The sequence below is a fragment of the Dictyobacter alpinus genome (genome assembly GCF_003967575.1).
GTDB classification, from domain to species: domain Bacteria; phylum Chloroflexota; class Ktedonobacteria; order Ktedonobacterales; family Ktedonobacteraceae; genus Dictyobacter; species Dictyobacter alpinus.
The window spans coordinates 2,205,232-2,224,233 of record NZ_BIFT01000002.1 but is presented as its reverse complement, the minus strand read 5'-3'; the positions used below and the strand labels follow the sequence as shown (position 1 = coordinate 2,224,233).

Annotated in this window: 20 protein-coding genes and 1 pseudogene; 8 read left to right on the top strand and 13 right to left on the bottom strand. The window is 49.1% G+C overall.

The window, feature by feature from the left end; all coding sequences use genetic code 11:
• Window positions 1-409: 409 nt before the first annotated feature.
• Window positions 410-535: a DUF6368 family protein gene (locus EL633_RS38330; RefSeq protein WP_503826496.1), complete on the bottom strand. Its 126-nt coding sequence runs from the start codon at window positions 533-535 to the stop codon at window positions 410-412.
• Window positions 536-587: 52 nt separating this feature from the next.
• The gene (locus EL633_RS31475; protein WP_126631172.1) at window positions 588-1,091 is read right to left on the bottom strand and encodes a hypothetical protein; all 504 of its coding nucleotides are present in this window, start codon (window positions 1,089-1,091) and stop codon (window positions 588-590) included.
• 645 nt (window positions 1,092-1,736) lie between these two features.
• Between EL633_RS31475 and EL633_RS31470 the strand changes: the two genes are divergently transcribed.
• The 4 genes from EL633_RS31470 (at window position 1,737) to EL633_RS31455 (ending at window position 4,992) form a co-directional block, all read left to right on the top strand.
• Window positions 1,737-2,327: an NUDIX hydrolase gene (locus EL633_RS31470; protein ID WP_161982615.1), complete on the top strand. Its 591-nt coding sequence runs from the start codon at window positions 1,737-1,739 to the stop codon at window positions 2,325-2,327.
• Window positions 2,328-2,416: 89 nt separating this feature from the next.
• Complete coding sequence (locus tag EL633_RS31465; protein WP_126631170.1) at window positions 2,417-3,790, top strand: amidohydrolase family protein; 1,374 nt, start codon at window positions 2,417-2,419, stop codon at window positions 3,788-3,790.
• A gap of 76 nt (window positions 3,791-3,866) precedes the next feature.
• The gene (locus tag EL633_RS31460) at window positions 3,867-4,343 is read left to right on the top strand and encodes a GtrA family protein (protein ID WP_161982614.1); all 477 of its coding nucleotides are present in this window, start codon (window positions 3,867-3,869) and stop codon (window positions 4,341-4,343) included.
• A gap of 145 nt (window positions 4,344-4,488) precedes the next feature.
• Entirely contained in the window at window positions 4,489-4,992 is a 504-nt protein-coding gene (locus EL633_RS31455) for an SMI1/KNR4 family protein (RefSeq protein WP_161982613.1), read from the top strand.
• A 65-nt stretch (window positions 4,993-5,057) separates the two neighbouring features.
• Here the strand turns inward: EL633_RS31455 and EL633_RS31450 are convergent, their stop codons facing one another.
• The 8 genes from EL633_RS31450 to EL633_RS36820 all read right to left on the bottom strand — a co-directional run bounded on the left by EL633_RS31450 (window position 5,058) and on the right by EL633_RS36820 (window position 13,120).
• Window positions 5,058-5,651, bottom strand: coding sequence for a hypothetical protein (locus EL633_RS31450; protein ID WP_126631167.1), 594 nt, complete (start codon window positions 5,649-5,651; stop codon window positions 5,058-5,060).
• 531 nt (window positions 5,652-6,182) lie between these two features.
• Window positions 6,183-6,911, bottom strand: a complete 729-nt coding sequence (locus EL633_RS31445) for a class I SAM-dependent methyltransferase (RefSeq protein WP_126631166.1) — start codon at window positions 6,909-6,911, stop codon at window positions 6,183-6,185.
• Window positions 6,912-7,358: 447 nt separating this feature from the next.
• On the bottom strand, window positions 7,359-7,940 hold the full coding sequence (locus EL633_RS31440; RefSeq protein WP_126631165.1) for a dihydrofolate reductase family protein: 582 nt from the start codon (window positions 7,938-7,940) through the stop codon (window positions 7,359-7,361).
• 63 nt (window positions 7,941-8,003) lie between these two features.
• Window positions 8,004-9,581, bottom strand: a complete 1,578-nt coding sequence (locus EL633_RS31435; protein WP_126631164.1) for a hypothetical protein — start codon at window positions 9,579-9,581, stop codon at window positions 8,004-8,006.
• A 125-nt stretch (window positions 9,582-9,706) separates the two neighbouring features.
• Entirely contained in the window at window positions 9,707-10,549 is an 843-nt protein-coding gene (locus EL633_RS31430; protein WP_126631163.1) for a helix-turn-helix domain-containing protein, read from the bottom strand.
• Between the two features lie 439 nt (window positions 10,550-10,988).
• Complete coding sequence (locus EL633_RS31425) at window positions 10,989-12,125, bottom strand: hypothetical protein (RefSeq protein ID WP_126631162.1); 1,137 nt, start codon at window positions 12,123-12,125, stop codon at window positions 10,989-10,991.
• Between the two features lie 89 nt (window positions 12,126-12,214).
• Window positions 12,215-12,571: a winged helix-turn-helix transcriptional regulator gene (locus tag EL633_RS31420; RefSeq protein ID WP_126631161.1), complete on the bottom strand. Its 357-nt coding sequence runs from the start codon at window positions 12,569-12,571 to the stop codon at window positions 12,215-12,217.
• Between the two features lie 402 nt (window positions 12,572-12,973).
• On the bottom strand, window positions 12,974-13,120 hold the full coding sequence (locus EL633_RS36820; protein ID WP_161982612.1) for a hypothetical protein: 147 nt from the start codon (window positions 13,118-13,120) through the stop codon (window positions 12,974-12,976).
• 105 nt (window positions 13,121-13,225) lie between these two features.
• Here EL633_RS36820 and EL633_RS31410 point away from each other — a divergent pair.
• A pseudogene (locus tag EL633_RS31410) lies at window positions 13,226-13,630 on the top strand (NADPH-dependent F420 reductase); the annotation flags it as partial.
• 61 nt (window positions 13,631-13,691) lie between these two features.
• Here EL633_RS31410 and EL633_RS31405 read toward each other — a convergent pair.
• Window positions 13,692-14,318: a TetR/AcrR family transcriptional regulator gene (locus EL633_RS31405; protein ID WP_126631159.1), complete on the bottom strand. Its 627-nt coding sequence runs from the start codon at window positions 14,316-14,318 to the stop codon at window positions 13,692-13,694.
• A gap of 192 nt (window positions 14,319-14,510) precedes the next feature.
• On the opposite strand from EL633_RS31405, the gene EL633_RS31400 reads away from it, so the two are divergent.
• Window positions 14,511-16,013, top strand: coding sequence for an MFS transporter (locus EL633_RS31400; protein WP_126631158.1), 1,503 nt, complete (start codon window positions 14,511-14,513; stop codon window positions 16,011-16,013).
• The gene (locus EL633_RS37960) at window positions 16,013-16,144 is read left to right on the top strand and encodes a hypothetical protein (RefSeq protein ID WP_281275962.1); all 132 of its coding nucleotides are present in this window, start codon (window positions 16,013-16,015) and stop codon (window positions 16,142-16,144) included. Before EL633_RS31400 ends, EL633_RS37960 begins: the two co-directional genes overlap by 1 nt.
• A gap of 216 nt (window positions 16,145-16,360) precedes the next feature.
• On the opposite strand, the gene EL633_RS31395 is transcribed toward EL633_RS37960, so the two are convergent.
• The gene (locus EL633_RS31395; protein WP_126631157.1) at window positions 16,361-17,245 is read right to left on the bottom strand and encodes an alpha/beta fold hydrolase; all 885 of its coding nucleotides are present in this window, start codon (window positions 17,243-17,245) and stop codon (window positions 16,361-16,363) included.
• Between the two features lie 102 nt (window positions 17,246-17,347).
• On the opposite strand from EL633_RS31395, the gene EL633_RS37955 reads away from it, so the two are divergent.
• A complete protein-coding gene (locus EL633_RS37955; protein WP_281275961.1) occupies window positions 17,348-17,476 on the top strand; it encodes a hypothetical protein in 129 nt (42 codons plus the stop codon).
• Window positions 17,477-17,617: 141 nt separating this feature from the next.
• On the opposite strand, the gene EL633_RS31390 is transcribed toward EL633_RS37955, so the two are convergent.
• Window positions 17,618-18,916 carry an MFS transporter gene (locus EL633_RS31390; protein ID WP_126631156.1) on the bottom strand — a complete coding sequence of 433 codons (1,299 nt, stop codon included), beginning with the start codon at window positions 18,914-18,916 and terminating at the stop codon, window positions 17,618-17,620.
• Window positions 18,917-19,002 lie beyond the last annotated feature (86 nt).

The window sequence follows — 19,002 nt, the reverse complement described above, 5'->3', positions numbered from 1 at the left end:
ATGACATAGCGCTCTAAAAAACGTAAGTGTTCCTCATTAAAAGCCCAGAGAATGTTTCCACAACAAGGGATTTGCAACCACAATGGGAGCCCAAAATACCAATCGTACTGACCACGTCCGCCTCGAGTATTTCCACGCCAGATCCTGGTATAGCTACAGTGGAGGCAACTTAACTTCCTGGAACTGAAACTACGCTTAAAACGCTCGGAACCAGAATCATCAGCGCCATTAGCAAGGATCATCTCTTCATCGGTAGCCATACGCTTGACATAAGCACGCTTGTGACATTTTGGGCAGCACACATACATGGTGTCAGCAAAATCTTCAAGTGTCTGTCCCGAATCTGTAAAGATAGACATAATACGCGTTCCCATCCTCAAAAATAACAAAACGGAGAGACATGTGTAAGCTACTTGATCATATGGAAATGCAGGTGTTGCAACCAAGCGCGGAGAAAATCAGGATCAACGAGATGATATATCCAGGGAATATCTCTTGCGGTCTTGTAATACATGTGAAAAATGCGCCCAAGCAACGATCCGGTGCACCTGCGATCGCCTGAAATCAGTATTATATACTGCAAAAAATTACCGTATTCTCAATAAAAGCATATCCTTACTATATCGAAGTATATCTTGAGATACTATCCGAAGATCCCAAAGAACGCTTGAAACATTTTTGTGCACATCCTGGTAATAGAGATGATTAGTAGAATCCTCCGAAGTTAAATGTTGGGCCCAATGCTCAATAATATGCTGCATCCCATCATCACTGAGAGTCGCTATGGCTAAAGGAAACGTTGGTGAGATAAGATCCACCCAAACTGATTCCTCATCCGACCAGACTTCCTTCATAAGGAAACTTGAACAAGTATTAGGAACATTTAATCCTTCTGCCAATAGTAACTGGCAAAGGACATCAATATCTTCAGGCCAATGTATATGAAACGAAAAATCGGCATGCGAATGAAGAGTATATAATTCATTATGCCAGAACTTTTCATCCTCATCATTCTCTGCGTTCAACCATTTTTGAAGAGGGTGAAGAAACGTCGATGTTTGAGCAGAAAAAAATATAGCTGTAACGCTCATTACAATACCTGACTACTAGTATGACTGACCTATTCCGGACAGATCCACGGTTATCTAAAATGTTTGTGAGTTTGGCACTTCCTCACCATCGATGGCTCCATGTCACCTGGAAAGCGTGACCTATCTCATCCATATCCTGGACCGAACACACATCTCTACACAGAAGATGAGTGCATCTAGTCGCCCAACTAACTGACCAGGCTCAAGCAAACTTTGGTTCATTTGTGTCATATCCTTGCGTTGTCCATAGGCCTGGTAAAAAATCCGAAGAGGAACAGGCAGACGAACACCAAGCCGTGACTCCGCATTCACGATTATCAATCTTTCATACCCATCGCCTGGCTGCCAGGGATGATAGAGGGTACGAATATGAGCTGATTGCTCCGACCAATCCAATTCCATACATGCCCCAATCGCTATTCCAATCCACACAACAACACTATGAGTATAAATGCCGCTCCCATCCTTGTCGAGAGCATGTAGCGACCATAGATACCACTAACTATAGGAATGCGCCATGCCTGTAATCTCGTTGAAGTGACAAACCTTCGCTACGCTCGTATTACTAAGTACGGCCCAATGGCAAGGGGTTGTCAGGCGCTATACTACGCCTGGGAAAACTTCATTCGAGAAAAAAGGAAAAGGATGTCCGAAGAAATAGAGAAGCAGAACAAACCCTGGCAAGTTCTTAAAAGCCATATTACCTACGAAGATCGTTGGTTCAAGCTACGTTCGGATACGTGCCAAACAGCTGAGGGGCACATTATCACACCATATCACGTCATAGAGGCGACTACCTGGGTGAATGTTGTTGCTTTAACCCAGGAGCGCCACATTGTTCTCGTGCGCCAATATCGTCATGGGGTTGGACAGATCTTAACAGGCCTGCCAGGCGGTGCCATGGAAGAAGAGGATATCAGTCCACGAGAGACAGTTCGACGTGAGTTGCTTGAAGAGACAGGCTATGGCGGAGGCGAGATCATTGCCACGGGACAGAGTTATGCCAATCCCTCCAATCAGACCAACATGGTCTACTCGTTCTTAGCACGAGGAGTAGAGCGTATCCAGAACCACACCGACGAACTGGAAGGAACAGAACTCGTCTTGCAGGATTTCGCATGCTTTCAGCATCAGGCCTGGAGCGGAGAGATTCCCATGCAGGCTCTGCATCTGGCTGCTCTTGGTTTTGCCGAACAACATATGCCTGATCGTAATTTCAATCTCAGCTTGCCATAGAGTATCATGGATGCACGGCTTCTCATTACGACAGTTCTGTCACTCGCTTGTCTGGATACGCAAGAGGCAAGCATCTTGAGGAGGATCATTTGCATAACTCAAACATACTCACAAGTTGTGAGCTACATATGCATATTCTCGGCGCCTATTACGCTAAAGATGTTCTGGCACTCGGCAAAGATGTCTATCAACAAGGTGCCTGGGATGAATATCATTACGAAGACACCTATCAAGCCCTATTTGGAGTCAGACCTGATCCCAAAGCTATTTTTATGGAGGCTTTAAGCAACGAGGATAAGGGCGTTGAGTTCATCAAGCGCTGGCACGTCTATACAGAGGAGGATGGGGGGGACTTTGCTCGCTGGGAGGCCAAGTTTAACTTCTTTATGGGCATCTGGACACGCTATCGCCACATCGGTGGGCAAGCCGATGTGACACTCCTCCAGCGAATGATCGATCAATATTGGAGCCAGGGACTGGATTACATTGAATACCGCTGTGGAACTGGTCTCAATCTCAATGGCTTTCTCTACTTCCATAGCCTCTGTGCTCGTTTACTTCAGGAAACGTCAGACACACACAGAACCGCACGCTATATTCTCAGTTTACAGCGTTGGGCACCGCTAGAGGCATATGCCAATGTCCGGCAACTTTTTGCCAACCATCCCGAATTGATTCCAACCATCGTGGGAATCGATTTTGTCAGTGTCGAACAGGGTTTTCCTCCAAAAAATATGCGTCCATTGTTTGAACAAATTGCGAGGGATAACCAACAACATCCTGAACAGGCATTAGATATTGTCTATCACGTAGGTGAAGAGTTTTTTGATAAATCGGTTGAGAGCGCGATTCGTTGGTGCCATGAAATCGCCGCGATGGGAGCACAGCGCCTCGGTCATGCGATCGCGTTAGGGCTGGATCCTGATGTTGCAACCCAACGCCGGTCAGATGCTCATGTGTATGAAAGCGTCAGTGAACGGCTCGACCAGATTGAGTATGACCTTCGATACCAGCGAGATTTGCGAACGTATAATATAGAAATAGATGAACAGGCCCTCCTTGCTGAACGGATAGCTTTACAACAGATGCAGCCAGAAAAGCCAATCGAGCGCCGTTACACGAAATCACGTCTGGACGAGATTCGTAGACGGCAACAATTTGTGCTGGATCACCTGATACAATGGGGAACAGTCATTGAATGCTGTCCCACCTCTAACTTGCGGATTGGAGGAGTACCAGAAGCAAAGCATCACCCCGTACATCATTTCCTGGCTTCAAATGTCAACCTGGTCATTTGTACTGATGATCCTGGCAACTTTGATATCACATTAGCCTCAGAAATCGACTGGGTCTTGCGGCAGGCAGGAATGAATGCAGAGACCTTACTGCAACGCCTGGGAGATCCTCGACGCTTCCGGTTAGGACAACAACGAGAGATAAAGAGACCTGACCGAATGGTATAAATGCTTTTACGAAAAAAGAGAAATGTTAGGATGCAATAAATGTATTTGCATTCGCAATGCAATGAGCCTATTTAGTATGATTTCATTAATAAGGCGATTCTTAAAAATCCGCCTTGTTCGCTATAGCCTGGTTGGTGGAGTTGGTATCTTCATCAATGAAGGTGCACTATTCTGCTTTATGCATTTCCTGGGTCTGGTAATCTCTTCAAAAAGCGTGTTTCTCTATCCCGCGTCCTGGGTTTGTGCCTTTGAGGTCAGTAATCTCGCAAATTTTACCCTGAATCAGTTTTTCACCTATAGTGAACAGGTCAAATATATTCATGGATGGGAATGGATCCGACGGGCTTTTAAAGGCCAATTGACTAGCCTCTCGGCTATGTTAATCTCTCTAGCAGTTTCGTGGGGCTTGTATTTTGCCTTCCACGTCGACGTGTATATAGCCAGCTTTATCGGCATGGTCATGCAATTTTTCTATAACTTCTTTATCTCAAACAAACTGGTCTTCCGCACCATTGACCAGGCATTGCCCAAAGTTAAATCTCCATCGAAATAACAATACATCTAGAAACGGGGCCTCCCCGGCTTGATAGAGGCTCCAAAACTGAAATGAGCACACATGATGAATTCATTAGAGCAGTTGAATCGCATAAAAACGAAGTTGAAATCCTTGCAACACCACGATACGCAGTTTCAGACGTTTGGAGCAAGCGAACATATTTATAAGCTGTAATCCTCCTTTAACAGCTGATGAAGTGTCTGCATTTGAACAGAAACATAGCATTATCCTGCCAGAAGACTACCGAAACTTCTTACGTTTCATAGGAAATGGAGGAGCTGGCCCCTATTACGGACTCTTGCCTCTACACATGTATAACTGGGAGCTAGATACTGTCCAGGATCATTTTTTGACGCTCCCCTTCCCACATCAAGCAGCGTGGCGACCCAATTCAGGTACAATTGATAAAGAAGCGCTCGATGAAAATCATACCTACTTTGGAAATTATTGGGTTCAGGGAACGATGAGAATTTGCCACTTTGGATGTGGGGTCTATATATTGCTAGTGGTAAGCGGACCAAAACGAGGAACTATCTGGTTTGATGACCGCACCAGTGACTATGGTATCTATCCTGCAGAGTGTGATTTTCTCACCTGGTACGAAACATGGTTAGATGATAGTTTGCAAAATCTAAAAGCAGATTGATAGAAAGGAAGGATCCTTATGAAGAGATTGAGCGGAAAGCTATATTCTTCCTTTCATTCTTTGAATCACTTGAGCGCTATCAATATGCGCTCAAAAAGGTTACTCCATGGGCGTGCCGGGAGAGTAAGAGCGCCCACACGTTCAGCTTCTTGCTTAAGCCATTGTCCATAGAGCCAACTCACCTGTGCACGCTTTTCTTGCAGACCATGCTCGGGTTCACGTTGCAAAAAATTGTGGCGGAATTGTTCTTCACTTTCTTCATACAAGAAGAGTGCTCGTACCTGGTTCTGGATCGCGCTTTCTACAAAAGAAGTGGGGAGGATGAAATCCCCTTCCAAAACAATCGGCGCCCGGCTCTCAATATGATTGGCAATAACCGCTTCCAAAGCAGGGGCCATCACCTGGCCAACGGCGATAGTGTGTTTGACAATCTCCTCTGCAGCCTGGTTTCCAGCTTCAGGATGGGTATGCCAATAGTGTAAAATAGGCTGCTCGGTAGGAGTTGTCATGCGTTCGAGAATCACCTGGAAATCATCAACCTCCGTGATACCAATTCCGAAGTGATGAGCCAACCGGTAACTGACGCTGGTTTTCCCAACGCCAGAGGGACCTCCAAGCAAGAGAACCTGCCATGAACGGTGAGGAAGGTCAGTATTCAATGAGCGTGATCTCCTTTTGGATTGATAAGTGCAAGAGAACTGTACCATACCAGGGGTAAAAAAGGCAAGAAGAGATTTGATCTCCTTTTTCATTGTCAGATGGTCCAAATTCTGATGCAAAATTGGTCTTCAACAAGATTTTATTTCTAAACTATAAGAAATACTCATGCGCGTGATACAGTGCTATGTTTGACTATTATAATAGTGTATGCAATATTCTTTGCGGACCTATCTTCTTATTTGCCTTCGTTCATAACTAAAATGATACATTCTCCCTCTCTGAGAAAGCAAAAACGGTGTTTCATTTAGCTCAAACGATTTGGCCAACACATGGCTTTCCTGCATCACCCCCACAAGAATTAGGAATGAATCAACATATCTTAGCAGACTTGGATCGCGGTTTAGCGATGATACGCAACAGTTGCAAGCAGCATGTGAGCATCTCTGGCAAGGGATCACTATTTAGGCGCAGGGCAATCGCATCTTCTTTTCATCGGAGCTGCGATTGCCTGGCAGAGAACAGGCTACTTGCTAGCCTTCATACTGGCGCGAGTAAAGACAGTAGTGATATTCGACGCTTGTTCCCTGGTGCTCATGCAAGATCTGTCGAGCGAGCTCACCTGGAAACTCAATGCTCACCACCGCTTCGAGATCTGCCCTGCTCTGAAAGCGCCACTCGCTTGCAATTCGATGGAGGGTAAAGCCATGATGTGCCCAGAACTGCTCTACCTCATCGGGGGTTGTTGATCCCACCCAGGGAGAGCAACGCACCCACGAGGCAAACGTTCCTGTACGTAAGTCATTATCAATGATAAAGACCGTCCCCTCAGGACGGATAACGCGGGCAACCTCTTGTAAGCCGGGTTCACAATCAGGTGCAAAAAAGTAGGCGAAGCGCGCATGGATCATATCGACAGACTTATCGGGTAAAAGGATCTGCTCTGCCGAACCAGTCAGGATTGATGTGCGAGTAAGGCCTGCTGCCGCTACACGGGCCATTGCACGCAACCGCGAGGGATCATGTGGTTCCACAGCGAAAACGTGCGCGGCTGATTCATGAAAACGCGCCAGATGAAAACCAGTCCCAGCACCCAGATCCAATACAATCTTATCATGCCAAGAAGCTAACGTTGCCATGACTCTTTCGATGGAGTGATCAGGATCAGCAGCGCAATTCTCGATCTCATAGATGTCTGGAGCTTTCTGAATATTGGGGGACGCATGCACTCCTGGAAGTAAAAAAGGGGTGATATCGCTCATACGTTATCTCCTCTGTGTCTTGTTCAATTGCAGAGAAAACCCACGCCAGTTTCAGCACAGGGCAACCTGAACCATCAGAAGATACATTCTCCACGAAGGAGAGCAAGACAGTCCAGCCTCTCTATTTACTTCTTCTGTCAGCAAAAACATCATCCCTTCTGAGCTGAGGAGAGAAGTTTCTCCTATGCAGAAGGATTTCTCTAATGTTGCTGTCCTTACTCGAAGAATAGACACATCATAGAACGCAGTACCTCTTCTTTACCTTTTCTTGAGCTACGTGCATTCTACCTGTCCTGAGAGAGCCTGTCAAGCGGGTGAGTGCGCAAGACAATCCCATCTGAATACCTCGGAACGTTTTGCCATCATCCGCCCTGCTTGGAAAACAATATCCCTCAACATGTTTCCCCTCACGTGGGGTGAAGCGAAGGTGCCGCTTCTCGACCGGTGCTAGCTCCGGACGTGGTAGCGGATATGGGTGGCCTGCGGCGTGTCGATCACCCGGACGACCTCCAACTCGACGCGCGACGGCAACACCTCGAAGAGCCGTCGGCCACCGCCGAAGAGCACCGGGATCAGGTGGATCTGCACCTCATCCAGCACCGAGGCTTTGAGCGCCTGTTGCGCCGTGTACGCGCCATGCACCAGCACATTGCGATCCCCGGCGGCGGCCTTGGCCTGTGCCATCGCGCTCTCGATCCCATCGGTCACGTAGGTCACCAAAGGATAGTTGGCCACCGCGGGACCAGGCGGCCGGTGACTGACCACGAAGATGGGGACGCCGTGGTGGTCCCCGCCCCAGTGATCGATCTGCTCCGCAAGCCGCCGACCCATGAGGACTGCGCCAGTCGCGTTTATTTCGTCTATCAATTGTCCCGCCTCCCCGGACGGTCGGAAGAACGCCCCGTCTGGATTGGCGAACCACTCATGCAGCCGCATGAAGCCGTCGCCGCCGGGGTTGCCCACTTCATCGTTGGGGCCGGCGATGTAGCCGTCAAGGGACATCGACATGTAGAGCACTGATGTAGACATTTGACCTCCTCTTTTCTCGATTCACGTTTCCATGGGGCGAGCGAAACATCTCGCCAGAACTGTTCAGCCTTCTCGTCGCTTGAGATAGAGCACGCATGGACCAGTCATGGTGGCCTTTGGGGTGAAGGAGATGGCTCCTGATCTCTCGACGAATTTCTCCCCATCAGCTTCGGTCTGACGCAAGCTTATACTCAACCATTCAATCGTGTAAGTACCCGACTCCAATGTCACGGTAAATGGAGAGACCTCCTCATTTGGCTGGAGCACGAGATATTCTTCGCCTGGATTGGCGAGCGCATAGCCGGTTGAGCTGAGGTCAGAGCGCGGCGTCATCGCGATCAACTGGATGCGTGAGGCAAAGCACAACGTATCGCCCATTGCGTAGCGAGCTGGTTCCAGTGACTCGTAGGAGGGAGCGCCAAGCTCGGGATCAAGCGGATGAACGATATCGATGATTCCATAGTCCATCAAGATCGGATGATGGCCGCGCAGAAACGATTTCCAGGCCCACAATGCGTCACCTCCGCCTGGGGCATAGTGATCGGTATCACTGAGCACTATCTTCCTTCCCTGATTTTCGGGCGGATTCGTCATCCACCGACCATTGGGAATCTCATCATCGTAGCCCGGCGAAATCCAGTCTGCCGGGCTGCTCCAGAGCACGTCGTTGACCTTCCTTTGATCTGGGACAGGATACTGCATTGTCATGCCAATGCAATGCTTGTCATATCCCTGTTGCTGCTCGTAGCGCCTGACGAAATCAATTACCCAGAATTGCCACGCGGTGGAGTCACCCCACTCTGTCGCCTCCGTCAATCCCAGTGCATCTGCGAAGCTCTCGTCGACGGCCCCACCACCCGACGATTCGTTGGCGACCTCGTAGAGAACATTAGGCAGATCAGCAACGGTATCGACAACCTTGCGGAGGTATGCCTCCTGCAACTCCTGGACACGTGAATCGAGAGGAAGCACCTGGTAATCAACGATGGAGGTAATCGAGATCCCGTTGATGTTGTTGGCCGTGTGGAAGGGATGGCCCTCGACGTTGTCTGGTGGCGGACCCAGGTGAAGCCCCCAGCCATCGAAGAACATGACTGCGACATAGATACCTTCCTTGCCCGCAGCGACCACACGCTCACGGAGCCGGGCGAAGTAAGCATCGTCGAATCGGGAGAGATCGAACCTCGGCTTACCGTCTTTTGCTAGCCCAGGACCGGTTCTTTGCCACGGCTGTGGCGTCATACATAGATGAAACCCGCCTCCGACTGACTGGGACTTGAAGTGCTCCCAGCGCCACAGCCGGATAAAGTTGTGGCCATGTTCCTTGAGAAACGTAAGGTACGCGCCGTAATCGTTCTGTTCTGGTGTCTGGGAGCAGGCTGGGCCAGGACCAAGCCCATCATGAAAGTTATTCCAAATATGCGAGCCGGTCAGGTAGACTGCCTTCTGCGAACCTGCTGAGTCGGAGGCAATGGTGAAATAGCGCGGATTCGTCGCACAGACGACCAGAGGTCCAGGAGCGTACTCTGAAAAAGGGGTAATTTTTGATGATACATGATTCTCTGACATATGCAGGCTCTCCTTCTCTTCTTGCTTGTACTTCTGCCACGATGACGTACCATAGTGCTTCCTTCTCCCCATCCTGTTGGCTCAAGAAACACGCTCGGGATCAGCCAGATACCAATTCCCCCTGTCCCCTTGATGCACGCCCGTGGAAACGATAGGTTTATCATAGCAAAAGTTGCGGACAACCTGCTTGTAAAAATTCACTCAATTGGCAGTTGGCCCAGAGACTGGCCCTGTTGTGGATCCTGAGTCGAGATCCTGCGGCGCAGCCGCAGATAATTGGTTGGGCTGTAGCCAGTCAACGTCACAAAATCCTTGTTGAAGTGGGATTGGTCATAGAAGCCGGCCTGGTGCGCGATGAACGTCCAATCAACTGGCTGCATTGGATCAATCGAGCGCAGGACAGAGAAAAATCGCGAAAGCCGTGCGAATTCCTTCGGGGAGATGCCAACCAGTCGTTTGAACTGAGTGTTCAGGTGGTTCTGACTGATCCCAAGTTGATCACTGAGCTTGCGAATCGACAGGGTGCCATGATGGTGGGTAATTTCTCCAAGAGCAGAATGCACCAGGTCTAACCCTGGCAGATTCCAAGAGAGGCGAGCAAGCAAAAGTTGCTCAAAGAGGGCAAATCCTGCCTGAATGGTTGGCGCGTCATGGAGCCGTTCCCGCATTTCGGCGGCGGAGGGTCCCCAGAGAGCATCCAGCGCAACGACCTGATTATGTAATTCAGAGAGGGGCACGTGCAAGAACGCAGCGGCTCCCCCCGGTCTGAAGTGAATGCCGAAAAACTGCACGGAGGACGGCCAGTCCACGATGTGGGAGGTGCTAAACATTCCGACCCACCAACTCTGCCTACAGGTAGCAAAGGGGTGGGCTTGATCCGACAGTGACACAGAGAAAGCCTGGCCAAAGTTCACCATCAAGTGCGGCGATGGCACAGGAAACGTTTTCAAACGGGAATGAGGGGCAGGGCCATCCAGGTAATAGAGGTCATCAATATACAAGTTGAGCGGGGAAGATGGAATGTGACTTATGTAAATCATGCAAAGGATCCTCCTCTAGTTTTCTGGAAAAAACCGCGCGTTCCCCTTGTGGGGGAAGCTGCATTGTTGGGCTTTTTCGAGGCCTGCTGTGTTGGGTTGACGTTTCACAATTGTTGGTTTCTTGCGACACGAACCAAGAAACCAACGATGAGGCACGCAGAACCATCGCTAACACGAGAGATGCGCGAGCCGACGCTCAAGACCATTTTCGCGCCATCAATCGACGCCTGCTCTGTTCATGAGCCATGTTCCTGATTGACATTATATGCTCTTTCTCCTTCTCGAAAAAGCCAAAAGTTATGTTCCAGCATATTATTTTATCCTTATCTTTTTTGTCCGCTGAGGTATCCCATACAATGCATAGAAGAAATCACCATCGTTTTTGACGCCACAAGCTCTTGCATGATTTTCGTACGATTACGACTCGCCTCCATATCCATCAGTTGCATCCCATGGCCTGGGAGGCAACATAGTTACAATCTTCACAAAGAAAGAGGCTACGAAAACCATCACCATACGCACGAATTCCACTGGTAACGGTACAAACATGAAACATCAATCTGTGACAGACCGGGCAATTCGGTGGCTCGGCCAGACCCAATGGAGGCCCTCCCACATCACCATAGACACCTTCAGTCTGCTGCGTGTGGCCGTTACAATAAATGAGGCGATCATCATATGGTAAAAGGACGACTTCTCCTCGCGTCGCGGTTTTCCAGGTATCTGCTTGCTGTCGCCAATACGCTTCATCCTCAAAATCTGTATCTTCAGCAGCACGCAATGTTGCCTGCGTATACCGATTCTGCGGTGAGATCGCACAAAAGAGGTTCCATTCCCCATTAGAAGGCGAACTCACCAGATGAGCCTGCGAAAAAAGCGTGGCAGGAAGTCCATCAATCTGAGCGAGATCAAGCGTCACATAGTGCCAGACAATGAGATCAGGTACTGGTTCCTCGGCGATGAAAGAGAGCGGAAGTCCGACGGGATGAGATCGCGTTTCCTGTTCACTGGCTGACAACGCCTCATCAAGAGCTTGAAAACGCATGGCGCGACGGTGATGCGTAAAACGAGGCACGGCGCTTTTTCCACCACCTGGGAGCCAGAATCCCATCTCCCTGAATACGCGTTCTTTCTGATTTCTCTCTGCATATTCAGCCATCGCAGCCAATGCAGATGGCGTTCCTATTGCGGCAAGCATTGACTCAAGAAAGTGGGAAGTGCTTCCCTGATGAGGAAGCTGGAGGCGTTGCATGAGATGATCAACACAGAAATCAGAAGCTCCTCGAAGCAGATAGAGGTATTCAGCAAAGGAAAAACAAAAAAAGTCAAACTGCTTGCCGGTCAACCGCACCATCGCCTCATGTAAGGGACGAACATATTGTGGATAGAGCGCACCAATATAGTAAAAATGATCCTCAATATCCCTACGATAGCGCTCTCCCGCCAGAGGGCCAGCCGTCAAAGCAAGGGAAAGCGCTTTTTCAAACAATGCAAGAACATCGGCCTCGGTTTCAACAGGCATCTGCAATTTTCCACCACTGGGATGTAAAGGCATAGAGATCCTCTCTTCATCCATTTTTTTGGCTCCCTGAATAGAACCAACCCCAAAGAGTCAAAAATATCATACTCAATAATTATTCTACCCATAAAGAGCTAACGCCTCTTCTATCGCTCCAGACTCAACTCAAATGGCCTGATAGTCAATCCCTCTCGGTTCGCGATCTCTGTTCCCAACATACACAGCGGCTTACAAGCCTCGGCGAGGGCCATTCCACTTTCGGTGAGCGAGTAGACCACCTTCGGAGGGACTTCTTTGAAATCCTGCCGTATCGTGATGTTGTCCGCCACCATCTCTTTCAACTCCTGGATGAGCATCTTCTCGCTGACTCCCCCAACGAGCCTTCGCAACTCACCGAATCGCTTGGGTCCGCTGGCGAGGTTCCACAGGACGAGAAACTTCCATTTGCCCTCGATCAGTTCGAGGACGACATCCAAACCACAGGTATAGTGCGTCTTCTTCATACCAGGTAACTCCTTCTCAAATGGTGAGGACCTCCACAGATAGTGAGGGCATCATTCCTTCCTCGGAAGCAACGGCAAAGAGCGGTCCTCATGTACACCTCTATTTGCCCTCTTGCGAGCAACTCAAGCCTAAATGACACTTACCAAAAGGTCAGTACTTGTCATAAGGCAATCGCTCTTCTATACGCTATCACAGTGATTGAGGAAACACAAAACGCATGTCTCTCAACCAGGAAAACAAAAAGGACCTCGTCTCAACATGACAGGTGCGGATCTGATGAACGACGGTGGCATCGGCCAGGTATGATGACCGGATGTCGATATTAACTACGCGTCGGGACAGGCTGGAGCCGACGTTCGCCCAGGCGATCTCCCTGTTCCCAACGACTATCAAAGGAGAGTTCAATGAGCTATGCAATTATCGGGTTTGGCAAGATTGGGACGGCCATCGATCTCGTTGTCGACGGGGGCATGTCTCAGGTCTGACCCGACGCGGTCCTGCGGCTGGCGCTGGTGAAGCAAGCTCCCGATGTGTTCTGGTGCACTCATCAGAAGCTTCTAGAAGATCTCGCAAAGGTCGCCATGCAGCGAAGCGGTTAACCCGGCGCCGTTGAAGGCCGGGGAATTAATATCAACATGAATTGGAGAAACATTATGAGTTATGCAATTATAGGATTCGGCTCGATAGGCCAGGCCCTCGCCCACGCCTTCGCCCGCAAAAGCATCGACGTAACCGTCGCGAGCCGCAGGCCGCCCGAGGCGTTGGCACCTCAGGCTCGGGCGATTGGACCCACGGTCGTCGCCAGGTCGCTGCGGGATGCACTCGAGGCCGACACAATCATCTTAGCGGTCCCGTTCTGGGAACACCGCGAGGTTGCGAAGGCTTTGCCGAGCTGGGAAGGTAAGACGATCATCGACGCGACAAATACCAATGCTCCCGTTGAAGACCTGGATGGTCAGCCGTCGTCTGCAGTTGTCGCCAAAGCGTTTACCGGCGCCAGGTTCGTAAAAGGCTTTAACCATCTGTCCGCTGCCGTTCTGGCCGCTGATCCAAACGTGATATGCTTCACAAATCGGAAATTGCAGGCCAGCCCACCTGCTTTGCACGAACAACGTGCCGTCACTTACGATGCTCTTCTACTGAGGACGCGAACGAGCGCACATAGCTGAATGCCGTGCGCAGCGCAATCTGTAGTGGCTGTGTCGTCTTGCGAGTCTTGGATAAGAGGAGTCCTCCCTGCAAACTGGTCATCACCGCGACCGCGAGTTCGGCCGGGTTCGCATCCTTTCGGAGTTCACCCCGCTCTTGCATAGCAGTCAAGCCCTCGATCAGGTAGCCTTCCCATTGATCGAAAGAAGTGACCAGGGCCACACGACTTGCCTCGTCCTGATCGGCCAGCTCACTCGCCAGTGAGCCAAGTGGACACCCCCCGATACATTGCCGTTTTTCTACTGAGGCAACCAGAAATGCCCCCCAGCGTTCGAGATCCTCCCAACTGTCTAGATGATCGAGCCAGGGCTGTTCTTCGGCCAGAACATTGCTCGTCTGCCGTTCAATGATCGCCAGCACGAGGTTCTCTTTATTAGCAAAGTAATGGTACAACTGGCTTTTACTGACAGCCATCGCCGCGCAAATGTCGTCCAGGCGGGTGCCCTGAACACCCTTCTCATAGACCAGCTGCGCGGCCTGCGTGAGAATACGCTCACGACTCCTATACCCTCGTGGGGTGAGAAACTCCTTCTGCATTGTTGATTCTCCTTCCTCTCCTGTGCTCCCATTTCGTCGTCACAAGGTGCGAAAAGAGAGTATTCTTGCCTCTGAGTATACCATAATCTGGACTTCCTAGTCCACTTCTGCTATAATGGACTGCATGGTTCAATTTAATGGACTAAATGGTCCATTTTCAAATATTTCCAGGTATAGAAAAAGGAGATTCCTATGTCCACATCGGCTATTCCGCTAGAAGAATGCACTCTCATAGAACAAACAGAGGCAGGACGATCGCAGGAAACACTTGTTCATCCGCATCGCTGGCTTGTTCTGGCAATTGTTATGATTGGCACATTTATGGCGATCCTCGACATTTTTATCGTAAACGTCGCCGTTCCTTCTATCAGTAAAGAGCTGCACACAGACTTTAGCTCGATCGAACTGGTAATCGCTGGTTATACGCTCGCCTATGCGGTTTTAGTCATCACCGGAGGTCGCCTGGGCGATCTCTATGGATACAAACGCCTCTTCATGATTGGAATAGCAGGTTTTACTCTGGCCTCTGCGGGCTGTGGGCTGGCTGCTACCATCCCTATCCTTATTGTGGCACGTGTGATCCAGGGGATCAGCGCCGCACTGATGTATCCACAAGTCCTCTCTATTATCCAGGTCACCTTCACTGGTCGTGAGCGCAATATCGCACTCGGAGTGTTTGGCGCCGCTATGGGCCTGGCTGCTATTGCAGGTCAACTGCTCGGTGGCATTCTGGTTCAAGCCAACCTCTGGGGCTTAAGCTGGCGACCAGCATTTCTGGTCAATATCCCATTCGGCGTGCTCGCACTGGTGGGCTCAAGCATCCTGCTGGTCAATCAGCCAAAGCCCAAGGGTCGCATGCAGCTGGATATCATGGGGGTAGGGATTGTAACGATAACACTCCTACTGCTGGTCATCCCCCTGGTTGATGGCCGGGAAATTGGCTGGCCGCTCTGGATGATCGGTCTACTCATCGCCTCGATCCCCTTCTGCGCCCTGTTTATCTGGTATGAACAACGCGTGACACGGCGTGGGGGAACACCACTGGTGAAACTGGCATTGTTTAAACAACAATCCTTTGCGGTAGGAATGGTGATCGCAATGGCCTTTTTTGCTGGAAATGCTGGATTTCTCTTTGTTTTTACCCTGTTCCTCCAAGTCGGTCTTGGCTTCTCGCCTCTCCACGCGGGACTTACCTTTCTTCCCTACTCGGCGGGCTTCTTCGTTTCATCACTGCTGGCCCCACGGCTGCTCCCACATCTGGGACGAGGCATCCTGAGCCTGGGCTATATCACAACAGCCATAGGCGTCTTTCTCGTTCTGACATTTATACTGTTAGCGGGCTCTTCCGTATCTAGCTGGATACTGACCCCTGCTTTAATTATTCAGGGCATTGGACAAGAATTTGGGTTAACACCACTCGTAGGTTCAATCGTCAGACGCGTGCAAGGCCAGGACGCTGGCGCTGCGGCTGGTGCCCTATCCACAGCTTTCCAGGTAGGCAATATTCTGGGGATAGCAATTATAGGGTTGATCTTTTTTTTCTTTCTAGGGACACAGCCCACCACCAGCGCCCATACTACCCAGTATATCGCAGCCATTAGTGGCACACTACCTTTTATTGCGGCCTTAAACCTCATCTCCTACGCTCTGGTCTTTCTGATCCCTCATTCTGACGATGAAAAGGAGAAAAGGTAATGCGCATGCTTGCCGTAAGTAAAACTACTTCCACTGCTACCCCTGAAGCTATCCAAAATGCCAGAAAAGCTGAAGCAGAACAGGGTATGAAGCTTTTTGAGCAAGGATTGCTCGTCGAAGGATTGTACTAAATGCCTGCTATCCACGCATGCAGTCTGAAACTATTGCAGAAGTCGTGGATTGTGTGATCGGGATGCATGACACCATAGAAGATACGGCCGCAATCTTGTTTGCGGCCTTATTCTACCGAGCGATCTGTTTTGGTCGATCAGTTCAGGAAGCCTTCAAGTAAGGAAGAGAAGACGGCACTCCTTCTGGAAGGGATTGCGGAAGATTGTACAGTAGCTCTATGCAGCTAAAGTCTTTTGCAAAAAAAGCAGAGTCGACTGATTGAATGTTGTTGGATTTTCTATGTTAAGTAAAACATGACTATAGGGAATATATGCTTTTTGTGTATATGGAAGTAATTTTTGTAATGTGTTCGCGGTCTTAGATATGCCAACAGGTGCATTCGTGCCAATCAACATCAAAATTGGCACTTTGATGTTGGGTAATATCGACTTTAAATTAATAAGGCCTCTTACATTCGCTTTTTGAACTCCAACGTTGGCCGAAAATGTAGGAATATTTTTAATAGTCATGTTAAGCAACCATTGATACGTTTCTAAAGAAAGGGAAGAAGAATCTATATTCCATTTCTTTAGAAATAATTGGCCTACAGCATAATCATCATTCTGTCGTAATGCTGTAAGAATCGATAACATTTCTCTCGTATAAGAAATCGTTCTTGGAAAAGAAAGCAAAGCAGATCCCAATGTTTGTATTTCTGGAGAGGTGAGTACCAACGCATGTATTCTTTCAGGATGGTTATATATAAGATCAAAAGCGAATTTAGTTTTTGAAGTAATGATACAAGCAGAAGAGCAATTAAGATGATCTAAAAGTGAGATAAGGTCATTTACATCAGAATAGTAGGTTGTATTTGTATCAGAACTTAAGGATCGCCCAGAACCACGTAAATCGTAGCGGAGAGTACGGTAGTGCTGTGCAAAAAAGGAAAATTGAGTATCCCAGATACCGCAGTCAAGTGGTAATTCTTGTGGAGCAAGAACAACAGGATAGCCTTCTCCAGCTATTTCATAAAAAATTTGATTATTATCAATATTAAAAAAATCAGAAATGTGAGCTGAATGTTTGCGTTCAGAGGGATTACTATGCTCGTTATTATTCATGAGTTTAAAATCCCTTCTTATACATTAAATTGAACAATTAGTTTGTTCGCTAAAGAAAAATTATAGCACATAATTTATGAGCGAAATAGGTAAGAGATGTTCTTGTGTGTTTCGGAGAGTAAGGTTGTAAACCAGAACAACAATAGCATTACGTTCAATTATAATGCGACCGATAATCGTCTGGTGGATGCAGCGGTCGATACGCAGAGACGCACCACCTCGTATTTATAGTTTCATGAGCCGATTGACGAGTTTCAAAATCGTGCGTTTTTTGCAATGAGTTCACCCATTTCCTTAAGAAGTTTATGAGAAGGAAGAGGGAGGGCAATATTTCTCCTCTCCCTCAAAAGCAAGCGATAGGGCAGAACTTTTTCAGTTCTCTTCAAGCGATAACGATGCAGCCTCTTGTTCACCACCAGACGTTTGCTCTTTCGCCTGATGCTTCTGAAGAAGCGGAAGAGCGATCCATAGACAGGCAATGGCGAGGATAGTGCTGAACGAAGCCAGGGCATATGCTTGAAAATGCCCCCATGCTGCGTACACGAAACCGCCGACGAGCGGTCCGACAACCCATCCAAGCGATTGCAGCGATTGCGTAGCTCCAATCACACGACCCTGTTCGCTCCGTCCAACCATTCCAGAGATGAGACCTCGCACAGCGTTTTCGACAAGGCTACCCGAACCTGCGAAGAGTGTGATTCCGACAAGCAAGAGAATTGGCGTGGCGAGAAACGCGAGAGAACCAAGCAATAGATAGCTGATGCCGACAAGCACGAAGGCAATGAGACCGAGTTTGATGTTGCCTAGCATTGCGAGTAACCAGCCAACGAGCACACCCTGTACCAGAATATCTACCGCGCCAAGCACAGTGATCACGAGACTGGCCTGCGTGACATTGAAGCCAAGACTATCTTTCATCAAGACAGTGATCGTCGTCTGTAACATGCCCACCGGAAAAGCATACAAGAACCAGGCCAGCAGGAGCCAGCGCAAGTTTGCCACACGAAATGCGGACGCCAGTTGTTTCAAAGGATTGAGTTCGCTCATCGCAATCGAAGTGATGCGGTGCTCTTTGTGCAGACTCTCTGGTAAAAAGAAGTATCCCCAGACAAGAGTAAGCAGGAGAAGGCCCGCGGCGGCAAAAAATGGTACGCTATAGTTGATTGCAGCAAGAAGTCCACCAAGCACAGGGCCAATGAGAGTACCGATACTTGCCGCAGCACCTAGCATACCGAAGTACTTGCCACGGTCCTTTGGTTCCGTGATATCAGCGACATAGCCAAACAAGACACTGATGTTGCCGCCTGTCAGGCCATCGATGATGCGTCCGAGGAAGAACAGCCAGAGCGCACCACCAAGGCCCAGGATGAGATAGCCAAACACGGAACCGAGCAGGCAGATGAAGAGAATGGGGCGTCGCCCAAAACGGTCGCTCAGAACGCCTAAACCTGGCGCGGCAATCAACTGGCAGATCCCATAGGCTGCGGTCAGCCATCCCACAGTGACTGCGAGATTATTCGAATGAGCCAGGTATCGGAGCAGGAGAAACGGAACAATAGGTACAATGATCGTTATACCCATCGTATTCAAAAGTGCGATAACGAGAAGAAGCACGAGAGACGTGCGTCCTACAGACGGATTCGTGTTCGTAGGAACTGTTGATTTGTTCATGAGGTATGCTACCTTTGCAAAAAAATTCTCTACGACTCCTTCACAGATGAAGAAGTAGCATGAACCTTTTCAAACAAGCTTGAGCT